This window comes from Thermosediminibacter oceani DSM 16646, assembly GCF_000144645.1.
GTDB lineage: Bacteria > Bacillota > Thermosediminibacteria > Thermosediminibacterales > Thermosediminibacteraceae > Thermosediminibacter > Thermosediminibacter oceani.
This window is the reverse complement of the sequence record NC_014377.1, coordinates 1952222-1972054: the sequence shown is the minus strand read 5'-3', so window position 1 is coordinate 1972054 and position 19833 is coordinate 1952222. Positions and strand designations below refer to the sequence as shown.

Annotated in this window: 13 protein-coding genes and 1 pseudogene; 5 read left to right on the top strand and 9 right to left on the bottom strand. The window is 38.1% G+C overall.

Translation table 11 applies throughout. The annotated features are described in order from the left end of the window. Positions 1-51 precede the first annotated feature (51 nt). A complete protein-coding gene (locus tag TOCE_RS09835; protein WP_281054657.1) occupies positions 52-936 on the bottom strand; it encodes an IS3 family transposase in 885 nt (294 codons plus the stop codon). A gap of 26 nt (positions 937-962) precedes the next feature. Further along, positions 963-1646 carry a helix-turn-helix domain-containing protein gene (locus TOCE_RS09830; protein WP_013276699.1) on the bottom strand — a complete coding sequence of 228 codons (684 nt, stop codon included), beginning with the start codon at positions 1644-1646 and terminating at the stop codon, positions 963-965. A 288-nt stretch (positions 1647-1934) separates the two neighbouring features. On the opposite strand from TOCE_RS09830, the gene TOCE_RS12335 reads away from it, so the two are divergent. After that, a complete protein-coding gene (locus tag TOCE_RS12335; RefSeq protein ID WP_013276698.1) occupies positions 1935-2081 on the top strand; it encodes a hypothetical protein in 147 nt (48 codons plus the stop codon). Positions 2082-2108: 27 nt separating this feature from the next. Here the strand turns inward: TOCE_RS12335 and istB are convergent, their stop codons facing one another. Then, the gene (gene istB / locus TOCE_RS09820; protein ID WP_013275028.1) at positions 2109-2879 is read right to left on the bottom strand and encodes an IS21-like element helper ATPase IstB; all 771 of its coding nucleotides are present in this window, start codon (positions 2877-2879) and stop codon (positions 2109-2111) included. After that, a complete protein-coding gene (gene istA, locus TOCE_RS09815) occupies positions 2876-4105 on the bottom strand; it encodes an IS21 family transposase (protein WP_013275027.1) in 1230 nt (409 codons plus the stop codon). The genes istB and istA overlap by 4 nt, the downstream gene beginning before the upstream one ends. A gap of 98 nt (positions 4106-4203) precedes the next feature. Here istA and TOCE_RS11990 point away from each other — a divergent pair, with 98 nt between their 5' ends. The 4 genes from TOCE_RS11990 to TOCE_RS09805 all read left to right on the top strand — a co-directional run bounded on the left by TOCE_RS11990 (position 4204) and on the right by TOCE_RS09805 (position 8830). Further along, complete coding sequence (locus tag TOCE_RS11990) at positions 4204-4602, top strand: GNAT family N-acetyltransferase (protein ID WP_187286570.1); 399 nt, start codon at positions 4204-4206, stop codon at positions 4600-4602. 119 nt (positions 4603-4721) lie between these two features. After that, positions 4722-4928: a DUF47 domain-containing protein gene (locus tag TOCE_RS11985; protein WP_148218482.1), complete on the top strand. Its 207-nt coding sequence runs from the start codon at positions 4722-4724 to the stop codon at positions 4926-4928. A gap of 580 nt (positions 4929-5508) precedes the next feature. After that, the gene (locus tag TOCE_RS09810) at positions 5509-6654 is read left to right on the top strand and encodes a DNA recombination protein RmuC (RefSeq protein ID WP_223156819.1); all 1146 of its coding nucleotides are present in this window, start codon (positions 5509-5511) and stop codon (positions 6652-6654) included. 124 nt (positions 6655-6778) lie between these two features. Beyond that, entirely contained in the window at positions 6779-8830 is a 2052-nt protein-coding gene (locus TOCE_RS09805) for a UvrD-helicase domain-containing protein (RefSeq protein ID WP_013276696.1), read from the top strand. A gap of 54 nt (positions 8831-8884) precedes the next feature. On the opposite strand, the gene TOCE_RS09800 is transcribed toward TOCE_RS09805, so the two are convergent. The 5 genes and pseudogenes from TOCE_RS09800 to TOCE_RS09780 all read right to left on the bottom strand — a co-directional run bounded on the left by TOCE_RS09800 (position 8885) and on the right by TOCE_RS09780 (position 19744). Beyond that, the gene (locus TOCE_RS09800; protein ID WP_013276695.1) at positions 8885-11983 is read right to left on the bottom strand and encodes a restriction endonuclease; all 3099 of its coding nucleotides are present in this window, start codon (positions 11981-11983) and stop codon (positions 8885-8887) included. Between the two features lie 14 nt (positions 11984-11997). Continuing rightward, positions 11998-14094 (bottom strand): site-specific DNA-methyltransferase, encoded by a 2097-nt coding sequence (locus TOCE_RS09795; RefSeq protein WP_013276694.1) that lies wholly within the window; start codon positions 14092-14094, stop codon positions 11998-12000. 13 nt (positions 14095-14107) lie between these two features. After that, positions 14108-14833 carry a DUF4391 domain-containing protein gene (locus TOCE_RS09790; RefSeq protein WP_013276693.1) on the bottom strand — a complete coding sequence of 242 codons (726 nt, stop codon included), beginning with the start codon at positions 14831-14833 and terminating at the stop codon, positions 14108-14110. Beyond that, entirely contained in the window at positions 14834-17995 is a 3162-nt protein-coding gene (locus tag TOCE_RS09785; protein WP_013276692.1) for a helicase-related protein, read from the bottom strand. A 525-nt stretch (positions 17996-18520) separates the two neighbouring features. Then, positions 18521-19744 (bottom strand): annotated as a pseudogene (locus tag TOCE_RS09780) (IS110 family RNA-guided transposase). Positions 19745-19833 lie beyond the last annotated feature (89 nt).

Genomic DNA, 19833 nt, shown 5'->3' with positions numbered 1-19833 from the left:
CCCCTGTCAAGTAGACAGTGGAAATAATATAAAATCTATTTAAAGCACCAATCAAAAATGGTTGGTGCTTTCTTTATGCTGCATACCGGCAAGATAGTTGCGATACTCAATTGGCGTCATGCATTTTAAACGTTTCTGATATCTCCTTGTATTGTAGTAATCTATGTATTCCTCAATCGCTTTTTTCAAGCTATCATAGTCATCAAACTTATGTAAGTAATACATCTCCGATTTCAGAATTCCCCAGAATCCCTCCATAGGGCCATTATCTATGCAGCGGCCTACCCTAGACATACTCTGGGTCATTCCTGCCTTATCCAGTTTTGACTTAAAGGTTTTATTGGTATATTGGAAGCCACGGTCACTATGGAAGATGGGTTTTGCATCAGGATGGCTAGCAACTGCCAAATCAAAAGTCTCAAACACAAGTGCATTGTTGTTTGAATGGCCAATAACGTAAGATACTATGCTTCTATCTGCAAGGTCAAGAATTGCGCTAAGATATGCTTTCTGGCCATTACCATATTTGAATTCCGTTACATCCGTAAGCCATTTCTCACATGTATGTTCTGCCTTGAAATCCCGATTTAGTACATTCTCTGCGATAACTTCTGGAGTTGACTTTATGTAGTTATATTTCTTTTTCCTGCATACTGATTTTAAACCCATTACTTTCATCAGTCGATAAATTCGTTTATGATTAACCTTAAGTTGATGTTCACGGCGAAGCTTGATTGTCATTTGCCTGTAACCTAGTATACCATCTCTTTCCTCGTATGCTTCCCTGATAAGAACAAGCAGCTTCTCATTTTGAAGTTCATTTTGGCTTTTTTCCCTATGTTTCCACTTGTAGTAGGCAGATCTGCTGATTCCTGTGATTTTACATAGAGCTGAAACAGGGTAGTGTTTTTGTTCTAAAAGCATCTGGATAACCAGGTATATTTCTTCATGCTTAACCAGGCTTAATACCGCCCCCCTTCTATTTCTTGGAGTTTTTTTAGGACTTCGTTCTCCATTTCAAGCCACCTATTCCTTGCTTCCAGAAGCTTGTTCTGGGCTTTTAACCTATCCATCTCTGTAAATTCATCTTCAGATTTGCGTTTGCCCCTTCTATCAATTAGGGCATCTACACCGGATTTATCGTATTTTATTACCCAACTGCGAACCTGTTGATAGGAAACCTGATATTTCTCGGCGGTTTCAATGTAGTTTCTGTTATGCTCTAAACAGTATTTTACGATTTCTATACGTTCTTCCAATGTGGTATTACGTCCTTTGGTCATGATTGGTTTTCCTCCTGATCCCGAAGATTTTAGCCTCTCATGACCATTATACTTCAAAACCCAATCGGATAGTTGCTTTGTTGAGCGAATTTTATATTTCTTGCATATATCTAGTTTTGAAGCATTACCTGAAAGATATTCCTTAACTGCTGTATATTTCAGTTCTTGGGAATAGCTTGTATTTTTTGAGGAAGTAATTAATCCTGATTCTCCCATTGCTTGATAGTTAGAAATCCATTGCCGTACTGAAGAATGGTCAACATTATATTCTTTTGCTAGCTGCCTTTGGGTTTTCCTTCCTTCTAGATAATCTTTTACAGCAGATAATTTTTGCTCAAAAGAAACTTTTGGTTTTCGACTCATAAAAATATGCCCCCCTTGAAGTAACAGTTTTTATTATTTCAACTGTCTACTACAAGGGGAGCATATCACGGTGCCTGGGGAAAAACCTTTGCAAAAATGGGGAATTTCCTCTTGCAAAAAACAATTAAGACTTAACCTTGAAGAAGCTAATAAAGGAGAGGAATAGACGAGACAGATGGATGTCACAGACACTATATGTTTTTCCAAGAGAAAATTCTATATTTTTGCAAAGATTTTTCCCCAGAAACCGGTGGGGAATTTTTATGTTTAATCGAGGAGGATTTTGTGTTGGCTGTAAATCTATCCTTACGTATTGCAAATGAAGAAGATTTTGATTTTGTCTTCCAACTGAATAAAGCAAACTTTAAAGATTTTGTTGATGAAATCCGTGGTGTCAATAGCGGATTTAAATTGACCCATTTTCAGCGATTTTAAATTGACCCACCCTGGCTTTTTTTAAATTTAAGCATTATTATGTTGGTTACCATACAACCCGGTCTTTAGCCTGTCCTTTAGGCGGTAGCTGTTGCCCCTTATGTTGATTATGTGGGCATGGTGTAATAGTCTATCCAACACTGCAGTAGCAAGTACAGGGTCTCCCATGAGCTCCCCCCATTCTCCAAAGCCTTTGTTGCTGGTAAGTATTATGCTCCCCTTTTCATATCGGGCACTTATTAGCTGGAAAAAGAGGTTCGAGCCAAGGCCATCTAATGGAAGATAGCCTACTTCATCGATTACAAGGAGCTTGGGCCTAGTGTAGATCCTCATTCGCCTTTCTAACCGGCTTTCTTTATATGCCTTTTTGAGGTCCTCAATGAGCCTAGAAAGACTCGTGAAGTAGACTGATATACCACAAGATAGGGCTTCTATAGCAAGAGCCACGGCAAGGTGCGTCTTCCCTACTCCAGGCGGGCCAAGAAATATTACGTTTTCTACCCGGTGGACAAAGGCCATTGTGGCAAGCTCTTTTATCAGTTTTTCATCGATGCTGGGCTGGAAGGCAAAGTCAAATTCGGTTAGAGTCTTGCGGTATGGAAGCCGGGCAAGTTTTGACCTTACCTCGATATTCCGCCTTTGCCTTTCAGCAAGTTCAGCCTCGAGCAGGTTATTTAAGAAATCAAGATACGTGCTATTTTGGCGTTGAGCTCTTTCAAGGAGGGCGTCAAGGAAAGATGCTGCGTTTAAAAGCCCCAGTTCTTCAAGGTGGGACCGAGCTTTTTCAAGGTCTATCATACTGTGCCCACCTCCAGGAGGCTTTCGTAAACCCCCAGAGAACGCTTCTCAACTTCCAGGGAAGATAACTTGATAGCCCTCGGTCTAGGATAGAACATGCCTTCGGCTTCTTTTAGACCCTTATACTGACCTTTGAGGAAAACGATGGTCCTTGAGCGATAATGTTTTTCGTGGGTTGCTATCACCTTCCCATCATAGAGGATTTCGATTTTGCCGTTTTTGTCCCTTACAACCACCTCTTTTCCGCTATATTGCCAGGGAACGCCGTATCTTACGCCGTTAAAGCTCAAGAGGCCGTCTTTGTGGACTTTCCTTACTTCTTCAAGGAATTTTTGGTATCTGTCAGAGGCAGGGAGTGGTTTGAGGTTTTCTTCCTTCAGGCGGTCAATAGGCTTTTCCCCGGTGGTGCCGTGAATCCTCCTGTTTTTCTTTTCGCACCACACTATTGCCTGGTGGTTTAAGTCACCGTAGTTTATGAACTTCCTACCCGGCAGGAAGTTGCTTTTGACAAAGTCTATTCCGCTTTCTACTTTGCCTTTGGTCTGTGGACGTCGTGCTCTGCACACTTTAGGGGTAAATCCAAGGGTTACAGCCAGGTCTTCAAAGATGGAGTTCCATATGGGCTTTCTGTTTTCTCCGGTGCCAAGTATTACGGTCTTCATTCTGTCGGTAAGGACTATGTCGGTCACTCCGCCGAAGTATTCAAACCCGCGGATCAGGCAGCGGATGAAGGTATGTATGTCGCAGCGGTTTGTGAATTCTACGTATATGGCTCTGGAGTAACCCAGTACCATGACGAAGACGTAAAGCTTACGTATTTCGCCGGTTTCCTCGTCAATGTAGGTGTATTCGCCCCAGTCGACCTGGGCCTGCTGGCCGGGCTTGGTTTCGTAGCGGCATACGGCAGGAACCTGTTTTGGGGGTCTAAATTGTCTTACATAGTCCCTTAAGATAGTGCGGCCGCCGGTATAGCCTTCTTCTTTGATTCTTTCGTAGATAACTTCGCAATTGAATATACCAAGATTTATGAGCTCTTGAATGGTATCTTTGTATGGATCGAGCTTTGATCCTCTTTTGGGATGCGGCTTCCTTTCGGGAATGCCCTCTGCCCTTAAGTATTTTCTTACCGTATTCCTTGAACGGCCTGTTTCTCGTGCAATTGCACGGATGCTCTTGCCCATTGCTCTTAATTCGTGTAACATGATAATAGATCCACTCCCTAGCACTTATTTCCCTCCGATCTTTTGGCTGGTATCAGAGGGATATTTCGCCAGGGGGTGGGTCAATTCCTTTTCGTTGCTCCTGGGTCAATTATACACCGGCGGTGACACGTGGTTGGAATGATGAAATTGAGCGTGAGGATTTAAAACAATCTTTTCGCCCTGGAAAAGACTACATCATTACATATAATGGAGAGTCAATTGGTTATTTATCTATTGATTTTAATCAGGAATTCATTTATGTAAGACATATTGAAATCCTACCTTCGTATAAACGAAGGGGTATAGGGACATCAATTTTTAATCAATTAAAAGAAAAAGGGCTGCCAATAATATTGGAAGTAACCAAAACTAATACACCTGCTATTCGATTTTATGAAAAATTGGGGTTTGAAGTTTTGGAGGAGAAAAATATCAAAAAGAGAGGTGTAAGAGGAGAAGTCGAAATAAAAAAATTAAAAAAGAAAATATCTCAGAGTAATAGAGTCGCCCTCAACAATTAATGGGGTGACCCTTATATTTTATCACAGAAAATGTGATATAATATAACGAAAAATGTGAGTAACCATATTTATTAAAAGATGCCCTTAATGAATTTCCTAACTTCCGCAAATCAAATAAACTGCATGAACTGATTGTCGAAATCAACAGATTGGAAGAGGAAGGGGACGCAATCTATACCGAAGCCACTAGAGATCTTTTTGTTAATTGTACGGATTATAAAGAATTATTAGCATGGGATACGACATATCATTATCTTGAAAAGTGCTGCGACGCTTGCGAAGCTGTTGCGGATATTATAGAGAATGTTATTATGAAGAATACATAATCTTAACGTAGGGTTTATATATTAATATCAACGAGCATATAATCATCATAAAGAGAAACGAGTAAGCGGGGAAAATCTCACTCCGCTTTTTTTCTAGAATCCGTGATGCTTGGCTGAGCCACGGCGGATTGGAAAGGGATAAGTGCTAAGCCTTGAAAATCAAGGTTTATGCAACTTACCCTTTTTTCTCTTGTTCTTGATATTGCCTTTTTAGAACAACCTTTTTTTCAACATCCTCATTTAAGATATCCGTAATTTCTAATTTCCTTTAAAGGAATCTGGAATAAAATGTCGAATATTAAAAAGCAGTAATTTCCTTCATTTTCAAACTATTAGAGTTTCTGTCAAATAGCAGTATCCTGATGCTATTTTTATTTTGATCGTCGAACGATAAAGATTAAAAAAATTAAAAAGGAGGCTGGATGATGGATGTAGTGATCCTGCTCCTTTGAATCCTGGTTATACTGGAAGTATTATCGATTATTCCGCTTCAAAGAAAAAAGAAGACCCTGAACTTATACGGCTTCTTTCATCCCTTCAAAGCGACCAGAAGCATCTTGAAGGACTGATAAAAGAGGATATGAAATCAAGCAAAGAAGAAATGGTAAACTTGGTAGGTATGCTGGAAGGCAAGATCATTACGAATATCAACCAGATGAACATGTCCCAGCAGAATCTCATAAAGAACTTTTCCGACACCGTATCGTCGCTTGCCGACAAGACCGAAGAAAGGTTAAACAGGATGAGGGATACCATAGAGACGAAACTGAAGGAAATCCAGAACGAGAACAGCAGCAAGCTCGAACAGATGAGGCAGACCGTCGACGAAAAACTCCAGTCCACATTAAACGCCAGGATATCCGAATCCTTCAAGCTCGTGAGCGAAAGGCTTGAGCAGGTCCACAACGGTTTGGGTGAAGTTCAGACGCTGGTCAACGACGTCGGAGACCTGAAAAAAGTACTCTCCAACATAAAGACGCGGGGTATCCTGGGAGAAGTGCAGTTGGAGGCTATAATGGAAGACATACTTACGCCCGGGCAGTATGAGAAAAACGTGAGAGTTAAACCTGGCTGTGGTGAAACGGTAGAATTCGCCGTAAAAATTCCGGTGGAAAACGGCGGCGCCGGAAACTACATGTGGCTTCCCATTGACACCAAATTTCCGATGGAAGACTTTGAAAGGCTAATAGACGCAGAAGAAAGGTGCGACACTGCTGAATGTGAGAGGTTAAGGAAGGAACTGGAGCACCGCCTGAAGCAATCGGCGAAGGATATAAAGGATAAATACATATGCCCGCCTCACACTACGGACTTCGCTATAATGTTTCTGCCTGCAGAGAGCCTCTTTGCAGAGGCGCTGAGGAAGCCAGGCTTTATCGAGACCCTTCAGAGGGAGTACAAAGTGCTGATAACCGGGCCCACTACGTTGTCCGCTGTATTAAGCAGCCTGCGGCAGGGGTTTAAAATCTTCGCCATAGAAAAGAAAGCGGAAGAAGTGTGGAGGCTGTTAGGAGCGGTCAAGACAGAAATAGGGAAATTTGGCGATCTGCTTGAGAAAGTAAACAAAAAGCTACAGGAAGCCCAGAATGTTATAGAAGACGCATCCAGAAAGACCCGGACCATCGACAGAAAACTCCGGGACGTGGAAGAAATATCTCCTGAAGAAACGGCGGGGCTTCTTGCCCTTTCTTCGTCGCCAGACGATGTTGTGAAAAATGGTAGTTAATAAAATTATCTTTCGAAAATACTTAGAATGCAGTCAGGCCATCATTTATTATTTCCAGTATCAGAAAATTGAAATTAACGAATTTTATCTAAAAAGTTAATTCATATTCAGCGGAGGCTATTCTATGTCTCTTTTTAATTCGTATGAAAGATTTAAAGAAAAGCTTAGAACAAAGAAAGAGGATGAGCTTCTTAGGAAGCTTATACCTTCACAAACAAAGCTATATCATAAAGTTTACGGCGAAGGGATTTTTGTTTCCCTTGAGAGAAAATATTTTCGTGGGAGTGAGGAAAAATATATAAACGTAAAATTTAAAGGGGAAAAAGAAATAAAGACGTTCGCATTTCCGGACGCAATCGGTAAGCACCTATTTATGGAAAAGACTGCCGGAATAATTCCAGAAGAAAAAATAATACCAGATATGAAGGCTAAATTTTTTAATAAACAGCATTCTTCGGTAAAACCGACCGAGGAGCAAAAAAGGGTCTTAGAGGCTTTGGGGGGATTGGACAGGATAAGCATTAATGCATTTGCCGGAACGGGGAAAACGACAACTTTGGAACTTATTGTTGACCGATACAGGGACAAAAAGCTTTTGCTGATGGCTTTTAACAAAGCTATAGCCGAGGAGTTGAGGGAAAGATTAAAAGGATTTGGGAATGTTGACATTTACACAACTCATGCCCTAGCGTACAATTACGTTAAGGAGGAACTAAATATAGGGCATCTAAAGGATGAGCGAGAGCTTACACAATTTATAAAGGAGTACTACGATAATATCGATTACCCCTTAGCTGCATTCTTAAGAAAACTTTTAATAGCGTATTGCAGATCTTCAGCACGAGAGATAAATGAGAGGGTTGTAAATAGTTTAATTAATGGTGACAAGGAGTTATGGATTTATCATAGATTTGCCCTAAATAATGTCAAAGTGAGCGATCTTGCAGAAAAATTGCAAGAGATTTATAATGCCGCTTTGATAAACGATATGTTTGTTCACGAGTTATATTTGAAATATTTTCAAATTAACATTGATAGATTTCTGCGGCGTTTTAAGGGATATTATGGCGTTTTGTTGGATGAAGCTCAGGATACAAACCCGGTAACTTTTGATATATTCATGCACATTCCCGCTAAAAAGAAAGTTATTGTAGGGGACAAGCATCAAAATATCTATTCTTGGCGAGGAACGAGAAACTATTTGACACATAAAGATTTTGAGATTTTTTACCTTACCGAGACCTTTAGATTTGGAGAGGAAATAGCAGCTAAAGCTAACAGGATACTACGAGATTATAAAGGAGAGACGAACTTCATTAAACCCAAAAAGGCTGTGGCAAGAAAAAGCAACGGGAAGACAGCTTTCATTACCAGAACCAATTCAAGGATTATCAAGCTTGTAGAAGAATTTCCTTCTAATGAGGAAATCAAGTTTTTAAGACAACTTGATGATATTTTTCTACCCGCCGTCTATGCCCGTGAGATTATCAATTACTATAAGTACGGCAAGTTTTTAGGGTATGTAAAACTTCCGGAGTACTTTCTCGCTTTGATACAAAATTTCGAAAAAATTAATGATTTCATAAAGTACTGCAGCACTTTTGATAAAGATATTTCCATGGCTTTACAAATTGCTGAACGATACGACATTGACGAAATAAAAAGAAAAGCCGAAGCCCTGTGCAGTAAGAATGCGGATATCGTTTTTGCCACAGCCCATACGACCAAAGGTTTGGAATTTGACAAAATTGTTGTTGAAGATGACTTTCCGTGCCTCCAAAATTTTATAGAGGAATACGCAAAGATAGACGGAAAAGATATTGGGGAAATAATGGAAAAGATAAAAAAAGATGATCCGAATTATGCGGACCTTATTAACGAGATTAATCTGCAGTATGTTGCGGTAACGAGAGCTATTTTAGATGTAAAAATAAAAGAAAACGATACTTTTAACAAATACGACAAATACGACTTGAAGCCGAGAGTAAAGTCGTCTAATAAATACAAAACGAAGTCGAGAATTATGTCTTCACGTATGATGAGTTTGTGTATACGCTGTGAAAAATATGGTAATTGCCCCGGTCAAGTTGAAAGTGAAGGGACTTGGAATAGACCGAGATATCATTGTCCGTGGGGTTACCAGCCAAAAGAAATAGTGAAGTTTGGTGAAGAATGACTTTGTTAAACCATCTGAGCTACAAATCTAAAAGGAGCCTTGCGGCTCCCTTTTTTAGCTTCCTCCCTGGACACTATTTTTTTGAATACTTCTATTCACCACCTCTTTAAATTTTTTGTAACTATTAACCCAATCAAAGACCACATCACTGGCTACGCTGGCAAAATGTTTACGGGCGCATTCAATTTTAGCTTTTTCCACATCAGTTAAATTAACCCTTTCTTTATCAAATTTTGATTCCACAATAAAATATAGCTTTGCCGTATAGTCGTTAACTTTATGAATTATTGCCCAGTCGGGAGTATAATTTCCGTAAGGGGTATCGATAACAAGTCCTCCCTTTTTTAATTTCGTAAAGAGCAGGACGTCGGGGTCATCATCAAGACTTCTTGCAAATTCGTACTCGCCATCACTTTCTACCCGGATGTATTTCTGGAGGGCTTTTCGGTATTCTTCTTTTGTTTTATATGCTTTTTTGGCGCTTTCATTTAACATCCATTGCTCTATTTCATCTACGGCAAATATATTTTTCTCTTCAAATACAAACCCGTCCAAAACTTCATATTCTATGTTCTCAACCTGAAATTCCTTTAATTTATTTTGAATAATTTTAATCACTTCATCTAAAATTTCCTGTTTTTGGAGTAAGATTTTATTTTCTAAAGCCGAATAAATTCTGATTAAAGCTTTTCTGGGTAAAAAAGTTTGCTGCATTAGGTAATTTATTATCTCAAAATCGCTTTTAATAATTTTAATTTCTTCTGTTCCGAGATTAATCGTATATCTAGAAGGATCTTTTATTTCAAATTCACTGGGCTTTTTAAAATCTATACCGCCGGTTTCCACTTCATATTGCCGGTAGATAAACTTTGAGACAAGATGTTTGTTGATTTCTTCGACACTTTGTTTGATAAATTCTTCCTTATCAATTTTTACTTTATAGATTGTTTTCTTGTTTATTCTCTCCCTTAATTCCTTTAGAAGTTTTTGGAATTCTTTCTCGGTGACGAAGCTGTGATAACCATTTTCCACCGGCTCTTCATCGCCATTTTTGATTTCTATGCGTTTACTACCTTTTGCCTTCATATTTTCTACGAATTTTTCTTTAATAGCTTCCTGAAAAGGCTTAAAAGTTTGATTGGAAAATTCATGATAAATAATTTCTGCTGCATCTTTGGTTAGCTTGTTGGTTTTGGGATTAATAATCCCGGCATTAACAAGTTCCGTTCTAAAAGCTTCCACCGTGTTTACCCCAAGCAGTTCTTTCGGTATTCCGGCGTCTGCAAGAGTTTGATAAATAACATCAAAGGTAACTTCTTCCCGGTCAAGCCCGGCTTCCTGGCTAAAATCTTTCTGAAGGGCTTCGGCAAAGTGGTCGTAATAGTCATTGGCAATAACGGTCAAGACATTTACTTCCTTATCAAAGCATCGGTTGCCGTAGATATCCACCGCCAGCCGCAGGCCCCGTCCAATCTCCTGTTTTTTTGCAATATCCGAACTTCCTTTTTTCAGGGTGCATAGCTGGAAGACATTGGGGTTGTCCCAGCCTTCCCTTAAGGCTGAGTGGGAAAAGATGAAAGCCAATGGTTCCTCGAAAGAAATTAATTCGTCTTTCTTTTCCAAGATAAGCTGTATTCCCCGTTCAATATCTTCCTGGGACTTAGCTTTTACCTCCGTTTCGTCTTTTTCCCAGTCCCAGTCTTCTATCTCTGTCTCATTATTTTTTTTATCCCGAGCAAAATAACCTTCTCTCACTTTTGGAACGTTCTGGTATTCGGGGAACAGATCCGGATATTTTTTAAAAAGTACGTTGTATCGGGGGTCCTTAATTACTTTTTCGTACTCTTCGTCGAAAATCCGCGCATATATTCCTCGACCGTCAGGAGCCTCGTTGTCCCGGAAGTTTTTTACGCGGTCGATGAAGAAAAGGGATAACACTTTAATTTTATAACCTTTTTCGAGGATTTTGAGCTGCTTTGCGAAATGTGTCTGGATGGTCAATCGAATTAATATTCTGATTATATCGAGTTCGTCCAGATTGTAATTGTTTTCTCCCTCTTTTAATACTAAGATGCTGTCTCCATGACCTATCTTCAGCCCATTTAATTTATGGGGATCTTCCAGGACAATCATATCCCTGTACTGGGGTAATTCTCCAGACAATTCGTAAAAGCTAACACCTTTTTGTACGTTAAAGGTTCGAAGTTTAACCTGACCGCCGGCTTCCCGATAGAAAATTTCAATTTTGGCTTTTAAGTCCCGGGTAAATTCGATATAGCGGACATAAGGGTAGTCTTTACTGACGCTGCCGTAAACTGTTTTAACTTCGATTTTCTTTACTAAATCCTGTTTATAAGCCTGGTACGAATCAAGTTTGTATACCTGGTGATATAGTTTTTTATGGGTGGCTGAATACCTTAAAATAAATAAAGGGTCTAATTCTTCAATAGCTTTTAAAGATGCACTCTTCTTTTTACCGTTTCCTTCGAGCCTCTGGGGCTCATCAATTATGACAATTGGCCTGGTGTATTTTATTAATTCCCACAAAACCCGTCCGGTTTCATCTTCCTTTCGGATTTTATTGCTATCCTTGTTGAAAGCCTGGATATTCATAATGACAATCCTTAAGTCCCGGGCCTCAACAAAGTCTAAAAGCTTATTTAAATTATTCGATTCGTAGACGAAAGCATATTTGGATATGTCTAGGCCGTTATAAAGTGCTTTGAAGTGGTCTTTTAGGATTTCGATGTTTTTTTCAACCCCTTTGCGAATGGCTACCGAGGGCACGACAATCATAAACTTTAAGAAGTTATAGTCTCTATAAAGTTCAAAGATGGTCCGCAAATATACGTAAGTTTTACCGGTGCCCGTTTCCATTTCGATGGTAAAGTTATAGACAGGTTGTAGTTCGGATGACGGAAACAGCATATTTTGCGCCTGGATTTCCCGTAAATTTTTCAAAATATCATTGTTCCCGATATTTAGCTTATTTCTTACAATATTTTCAAACAAATCTATTTGCCTGCTTTTTGCACGGTAAATCACATCCCCAAGCTCCCGGTCTTGTCCCCGAAAAAGGCCTACTACAGAGTTAATGGCATCTTTTTGATATGGTAGATCACCGTCAAAGTTAAATATGATTTTACTTGCCATTCTTAGCCCACTCCTTAAATAAATTCTACCCTGTAGGTTTGATCTTTCCCCTGGTTAAAAAGTTTTATCTGGGTATCAAGCCGGTGCAGAATGTTTAATTTTAAGGAAATATCATCGTCAAAAGCACTATCCCGGAAAATAATTTTTATCGGTTTTGGTTCTAAAGAAGCTATTTTATCTACGATCTCCCTGGTAATTGTTTCTTCGAGACATACTACTACACTATCGGCGAACATATAAGTCCGATTACCTATGTGGGTAAGCTTCTCAATTTTAGATGTAAGCGGGAAATCCCGGTGACGCAACATAATCTCATATACTACATCAATATCGGTAAAACCGGGATTAAAGTCCAACGCATCCTTGGAAGAAAGGGTACTTTCTTCCAGAGTAATCGGGCCACTCTTGATAACATCGTCATTCCACCGGATATTGGTTTTGGCCACCCGGAAAACCTTAAAGCCAATGTCGAGTTTGTCAATCCATTCTTTGTCCTTAAATTCTTCTTTAATTTTTTCTCCAGCGCGGCGAATTCGCTCTTTGCCTATTTCAGTGATTAAAGGTTTTATCTTTTCTTCTTCCAAATATTTTACATAATCAGTTTTTTCCTTATCATCTGGTTTTATCAATTCAGGAATTTGAACCATAATAAATTTTCTTGAACCACCATCTTCTGCATTTAGTGCCATAACAGCATGAGCAGTTGAAGCTGAACCCGAAAAGAAATCTAAAACAATACTATTTTTATTGGCAACCATCGAAATTATATCTTTTATTAATTGAACAGGCTTTTTACCGTTAGGAAATTTAATATCTCCTTCTTTAGTTAAATTATTGAAGTTTATATCATCCCATAAGTTACCCTTATTGTCTAGTTTATAAATTATTCCATTGTCGATTTCGATAACATCTTTCAACCATGCGATTAAGTTTCTGGATTTGTCTTTGAAATATAACCTAATTTTTTCTCCACAATTTTTTCCTTTTTTAGGTATGTATTCGATGCTGATCAAGTCACTTTCAATATCGGAACATTCTTCAATAACGCGTGTTCTAATTGATGACTGTGCATTGGTTGTCCTAAAAATTTTATCAATATAATTATAATACGCTTCTTTTATATCTCCATTAAACTCTTCTTCTGCGATTCTTTTTATTGATGAAATAACGTATTCTTTATGTGAAAATACGTATATTTCATCGCCGTTGCCATCCTTAATTTTTTTAACAAATTCTCCATCATCTATATATTTAAGGACACTAGTATATTTCCAACTTTTATTGAGTAATTTCATTGTATTTATGTATTCAATTAATTCTTGCTTTTTTTGAGGTTGCTTAGCTATATAGAAATTTTCAATATTTTTTGCGTAAGCAAGTATATACTCTATATTATTTTGTAAGCTTTTTCCTAAATGACTACCACTGACACCAGCAATTTTTGTTTTGACAGCAATCGAATTTATAAAGTTTTGTTCGCCGAAAATTTCATTGCAAATTAGTTTTAGATTATGGTATTCATTATCATCTATAGATATAAAAATAGCGCCATTCTCACTTAATAATTCTCTTGCAATTTTTAATATAGGATACATTATATTTAGCCAATTTGAATGAAAGTGTCCGTTATTTTTATCATTAATTATAAACCTATTTCCATATTCATCAATATTACCTTCGCTCATATCATACTCTTTTTTATCAATAGAGTAATTATCTCTATAAAGTGGGTCATTACCAGTATTATAAGGGGGGTCTATATATATTACATCTATCCTGCCGTAGTACGAATTTCTGAGTAGTTTTAAAACCTCCAGATTATCTCCTTCTATATAGAGGTTTTCGGTGGTATCCGGGTTTTTACTCTCTTCGGGCACATATTTTAATGTTTTTCCAACTATGTCGGTCAAAGCGAGCTGTTTTGCCAGTGTCTTTCCCGGCCATGTTAGCTCGTATTTTTCTTTTCCTAATTCTTCGAATTGGCCAAGCTCTTGTTTTAAAGCTTCAAAATCCACCTGACCATCTTTTACAACAGAAGGAAATAATTCGGTAAGCTTTTTAATATTTTCTTCAACGGGATTAAATATTTCCTTTGATACTTTATTTTCCATGTAGTTACCCCTCCTAAATAGCGGCTATTTCATTTAGCCTTAAAAGAATATTTTTTATTTCTGAATTAAGACTAGCCTTCTCTGCTAATATAACCGCTTTATTAAGCTGGTTTTGGAGATTTATGATTTTCTTAAGAAGCATCCTAATTTCATTCATTTTTTCAATGTCGTAAAAGATTCTGGTTTCTAATGCCTTTAAAGCTCCTGCCCACAAGTGTTTATATGTGATAAGATAAGCTTTAGTTATAATTTCAGTGTAAAAAGTAAGTTTGTTGGTAGTGTTTAATATTTTGGAAAAAGCTAAATGTTGTTTAAGCAATTTTACATTTTCATCAGGAAAAAATGAAGAACTCTTCTGGGTAAAAATTATATCATCCACAACAACTTGCTGCGAGTCGATTTTATTTAATCTTTTGGAAGCAAAACAGTAGAGGTAGTTACCTTTATTATCAAGAAACCGTAATACTGCAGGAGGTTTAACGATCTTTTGTAAAATCTCGCCGATAAAGGATGAGTATTTTAAATCGTCAACTTTTATATCAAAAAAAAGAATAGCTTGATAGTTATAGTCACTGTTTATTAAAGATGGAATTTCTTCGCCTATTATCTGGTGGGTTAAGGTTATTTCTTTAACTTCTTCTTTAAATTTTCGTTTTTCTTGCTTTGTTAGTTCCCCGGATAAAAAGGTTTTTTTATCAAAATTTTTACCAATCTTATATCTTTCGGGGACCCCAAGCATTTACATCACCACAAGAAAAGATACTAACTCAAAGTCATCAGCATTTGTGTGGGCAAATTCATTTTTGTAGCCGCCAAAGTCGAAGATACTGCTTTCGGCTTTTCTTTCTTCTTCACCTTTAATGCTGTTGATTGCTTTATTCAAAAGATTTGAATAAAAACTCATATCGGTTGCATTTTTTGTTTGCTGGTTAAACAATTCAATTAGTTCGGTATTTGGCTTATTTTTTCCGTAGGAAAGCTTCCGAAATTGCATTAAAGTCTCTCGTGAACTACTGTTCCCAAAATATATTTCGCCGTAATTTGCAACATAAATTAAGTAATATGGGTAAAGAGAACTGGTACTTTTAGGTTTGGTATTATCTTCAAGATGTCTGAAACAAAAGATGCATCCCGGCTTTTCACCCCTAACCAGGGAATAAATTCCTCTTGGTATCTTTTTTATTTCAGGATGATTTCGGACATACATGGATAATTCGTGTAAATAATCGTTCATATTTAAGTCTGTTAGGGAGATATTGTCAGATAACTCATCGATATCAACTACTTCCTGCTGCAGCCTTTCTAATTGTTTTTTGCGAAAATCAAAATCGTTTAAATCCGGATTCAATATATCGTCTTCTCCGGTTGCAGTTAAATTTACTGCCAGCATCTTTTGTTTGACTCGGTATTCTAAACGTAGATATTCATTTAGTTCTAAGTTCGGGAAAAAGTTTATCATGGCTATCCGCTCATTTTTGCTTCCCAGACGGTCAATACGGCCAAAGCGCTGGATTAAAATTACGGGGTTCCATTGAATGTCGTAGTTTACCACGCAGTCGGCATCCTGAAGGTTTTGACCTTCGGAAATGCAGTCTGTAGCAATAAGAATATCTATTTGTTCATCTTCCGTCAGGTCCCTTCCTAATTTTGAACGAGGTGAAAAATGAGATAGTATGGTATTAAATTCTTTGCGTATATCCAGGGTCGTTTTAGGCTCTCCCGTTCCCGTTACGAGGGCGGTATTTATTCCGTACTTTTTTATTTCTGGTGCAATGGCATCATAAAGGTAATATGCTGTGTCGGCAAAAGCTGTAAAAATTAACACTTTTTTATTGCCGGGATTATAGGGTGTTTTGGTTACTTTTTCATTTAAAAAGTCCAATAAGGTTTTTAACTTTTCATCACGCCGTTCTTTTAAAACAGTATCGACGCTTTTTAATAATTCTTCTATTTTTTCCTTATCGTAATAAAGGTCTTCGAGATATAGACCCTTTATCAGATGATTTACATTTATTTCATACTTGTAATCCAATAACAATTCTTCGTCTTCGCCGGACTCATCCGGTTCCACTTCTAATGTCTCACCGCTTTTTTCAAGCATCTCTATATATCTATTAATCCTCTGAAGAAGGCGTCGTAAAGTTTCTCCAAAAGCATATACGGAGCTTTCTAATCTTTTAAATAAATTAAACCGGTGCAATACAGACACGAAATATTCTCTTTCCTCATGGTTAAATAATACTTTGTCCCCTTGAACCGTTTGAAATTTTTCTACATAATGTTGTTTGTATTCCGGCCTTATGTATTTCATGGGTTGGTAAACCGCAAGGGTCAGCATATCGAGTTTTTCATTGGTATCGTAAAATTCTAGCAATTCTCCTTGGCTATCAATTCCCGGTTTATAGGTTTTGGGTGGAAGCTTTTCTGGAAATTTGCCTATTTCATCGTTGCCGTAATACATAGTAATATGCTTACGACTTCTTGAAATTGTAACTAATTCAAGAAGTTTAAAAAACTCTGAGGGGAGTCTGTCTAATAGGTCATTTTTATTTCTATTCGGTTCCCTACTCCATTCGTTTATTACCTTTTGTGCTTTTCTTAATACTCCTTCAATGCTGGGAATACCCTCTTCTTTAAAGGCTTCATCATTATCAATGGTAATTGTGCTTAGCTGATTTTTTAAGTCATTCAGGGAATTATTTACCGGTGTGGCTGTTAGCATTAAAACTTTAGTTTTAACCCCTTTTTTGATAATTTCATTTATTAACCTTCCGTATCGGGAAAGTCTTTCGGGGCTATCGTTGCGGTTTCTGAAGTTATGGGATTCATCGATAACAACTAAATCGTAGTTCCCCCAGTTTATTCTGGATAAATCAAGGCCGCTGCGGGAGCGCCCAAAACGGCGAGTCAAATCGGTGTGGCAAATAATATCATAAGCAAAGCGGTCTTTAGCAAAACGGTTATCAACATAAGAATTTCTAAATGAATCCCAGTTATCAAACAGCTTTGCCGGTGTTAAGACTAAAACTTTATGCTGACGTAACTCGTAATATTTAATTATAGCCAGTGCTTCAAAAGTCTTTCCAAGTCCTACGCTATCAGCAATAATGCATCCGTTATATTTTTCAATTTTACGGATGGCAGAAACCACTGCGTCTTTTTGAAAGCGAAAGAGACTTTTCCAAATCTCCGTATCCTTAAATCCAATACGGTCGTTTTCAAATCGTTCTATATCAGAATCCAACTGATTTCCAAAAAGTTCATAGAGGGTAAAAAAGTAGAGGAATTCTGGATCATATTCCTTATAGATGAAATTAAGGTTTTCCAGAAGCTGTTCTTTAAAATCTTCGGTATAATCTTTATTATTCCAAAGGAGCTCAAAGCTTTTTTTAAAATTTTTTAACTGCTCAGGGTCAGTGATTTCGACATTAAAGTTCAGAGGCAAAAGGCTATTTTTTCTCGTTTTGCGAACAATTTCTAAAGAAGAATCTCCAAATACCGCATAATCTTCATCTATTAATATTAAGTTGCTTTTTACTAAATCTTTTCTTTTAATCTTTTTTACATTTACGTGTTTTTCAATAAAGTTATACATACTGCGGGCTTTACTTAGATGCCCCAGCTTATTTTTTTCAACTATTTCATAAGAGTTAAAAAATATGTCATCAACAATCCTGCCAATCTCAAACTCCCTGGAAATTTCCCTTCCAGTAGGAATATACGATGAGTCTCTTAAAACTAAATTTATCTCTTTTACCTTTTCCATGTTTGTCTGCAGTTCGGCAAATACGGAGAGGGTAAGCTTATCATTAATTATATTAACGGTACTGCGTTTTTTATTTTTCAGCATCGTATTAATGCGGTTTATCAAAATCTCATTAGAATTTAATACCTCACCCATCTGCCTTTCCTCCAGCAACTCTTCTTTTAAATTTTACATTTGAGCTGACTAATAGTAATAGTTCTCTAAAATAAACTGTTTTCCTGCACAGTTAAGTCCGAACATATTGAGTAAAAAAGGAATTTTTATTTTGGTGTAGAAACTCATTTTTAGAACCTTTTTTAATTCGGTGAGGAATACATTTTCGTAACACGGCTGTTTTCGCGGATTCAAAGGGATACCTCAAGTGCGAAACCCCACATTTTTGTTACCGGTGACGACCGGTTAACCTACAACTTTGTGACCAACCTGGCAAATCAACATTGAGATATTTTATTTATAATCCAAATTACGCTAAGCCATGAAGAGTATTTTGTAACAAAGCCGGCTTTGTAGAAAAAGCTTATTGAAAAAGACTCACGGTAATATGTCAATACCCTAAAAATGGAAAATAAAATTACACAGGCGAAAAAAGGCAATAATATCCATACCCAACTTAGATGGAAAAAGTTGGTTACAAGAAGCTTAATAAGTTGTGAAACTAAATTAACGCATCACCATCCCTTTATAGATTTGACCTTTGCTCAGCAGCGCAAAGACCAGCTTAACCAGTTTGCGGGCAGTCAATACCAGCGCTCTTTTATGCTGGTGCTTTTGTACCTCCTGATACTTGGTCTGGTAATAGGCTCTATACTCCTCGTTGTGCACCCGCAACGAGTTAGCGGCCATGACCAAGTAATAGCGGAGGTATTTATTCCCGCTCTTAGTCAAACGACGCTCTTCAGCATCAAAATCGCCCGACTGATAACGGGTCCAGGTAAGGCCGGCATACTGAACAAGGGAAGCTTCATTCTTAAAACGCTTGATATCGCCTATTTCAGCGATTATGCCTGCAGCCGACACATCGCCTAAATCCTTAACCTTAGTGAGGGTTTGAGGTATAGCTTTAAGCTATCGAGAAATGACCTTATCAAGGTTTTTAAGCTGCCTTTTGAGGTGCTCAATGTTTTGAAGAGTAAGGGAAAGAGCTATCTCACAAGCCTCCTGCATTTTGGAGCTTAAGCGGTAAGCACGCCTTGCTGCTTTCTTTAAAGCATTAGCAACTTCTTCGGCATTGGTGAATCTGTTTTTTCCGTGGGCCTGGATAAACTCTGCCGGCTCTTCTACGGACATTTGCGCTATCTCATCAGGCGTGAAATCTTTCAAGACTTCCATTGAAGCCTTGCTGAAAGGGTTGTCCTGTTTATAGTTAGAAAACCTCAAGAAAAGGAGATTCAAAGCTCGATTTTTCTCCTCCACCAAGAGATCGACAAGGTGCACTCTAAGCCTAGTGAGCTGGCGCAATGGTTCCGTAACAGAAGCCTCATGGCTGTAAGGCATAAGATGTCCGAAACGCAGCCCTTCTGCGATTATATAAGCGTCAACGGCGTCAGTTTTAGGAAGTTTAGAGCCGAATGCCTTTTTAAAGCCGGCTACGAGAGAAGGGTTTATCTCATAGACCTGGACCGAATAAGGCTTTAACTGAGGGGCGTCCGAGAGGAAAGTGCGAAGGTGGATACCATAAACTGAAGTAGCTTCCAGGCCTATATTAAATTTGCTAACGTTAAACTTATTAGCGAACGACTCAAGGGTTTTAACTAAATTAGCGGCACCCTCGAGATTATTAGGGAAAGATCTAGAGGAAGAAAGCTGATTTCCCTGATCATCGATGCAGACGAGGTCCAGCTTAGGAGCGCTGACATCGATGCCTGCGAAGATAACCTGAGCCAACGAATATCCCTCCTTGAGTTGGCCAGGATTAGGGGCGTGCCCTGCGGGTGCAGCACCTAACAACCTCGCGGGCGATAAGAGCTTGACAG

Bases quoted from the DNA above. Each gene is read 5' to 3' on its own strand.
- TOCE_RS09830 (WP_013276699.1), bottom strand. From the start codon at position 1,646: ATGAGTCGAAAACCAAAAGTTTCTTTTGAGCAAAAATTATCTGCTGTA.
- istB (WP_013275028.1), bottom strand. From the start codon at position 2,879: ATGATAGACCTTGAAAAAGCTCGGTCCCACCTTGAAGAACTGGGGCTT.
- TOCE_RS09810 (WP_223156819.1), top strand. From the start codon at position 5,509: ATGAAATCAAGCAAAGAAGAAATGGTAAACTTGGTAGGTATGCTGGAA.
- TOCE_RS09805 (WP_013276696.1), top strand. From the start codon at position 6,779: ATGTCTCTTTTTAATTCGTATGAAAGATTTAAAGAAAAGCTTAGAACA.
- TOCE_RS09800 (WP_013276695.1), bottom strand. From the start codon at position 11,983: ATGGCAAGTAAAATCATATTTAACTTTGACGGTGATCTACCATATCAA.
- TOCE_RS09795 (WP_013276694.1), bottom strand. From the start codon at position 14,094: ATGGAAAATAAAGTATCAAAGGAAATATTTAATCCCGTTGAAGAAAAT.
- TOCE_RS09790 (WP_013276693.1), bottom strand. From the start codon at position 14,833: ATGCTTGGGGTCCCCGAAAGATATAAGATTGGTAAAAATTTTGATAAA.
- TOCE_RS09785 (WP_013276692.1), bottom strand. From the start codon at position 17,995: ATGGGTGAGGTATTAAATTCTAATGAGATTTTGATAAACCGCATTAAT.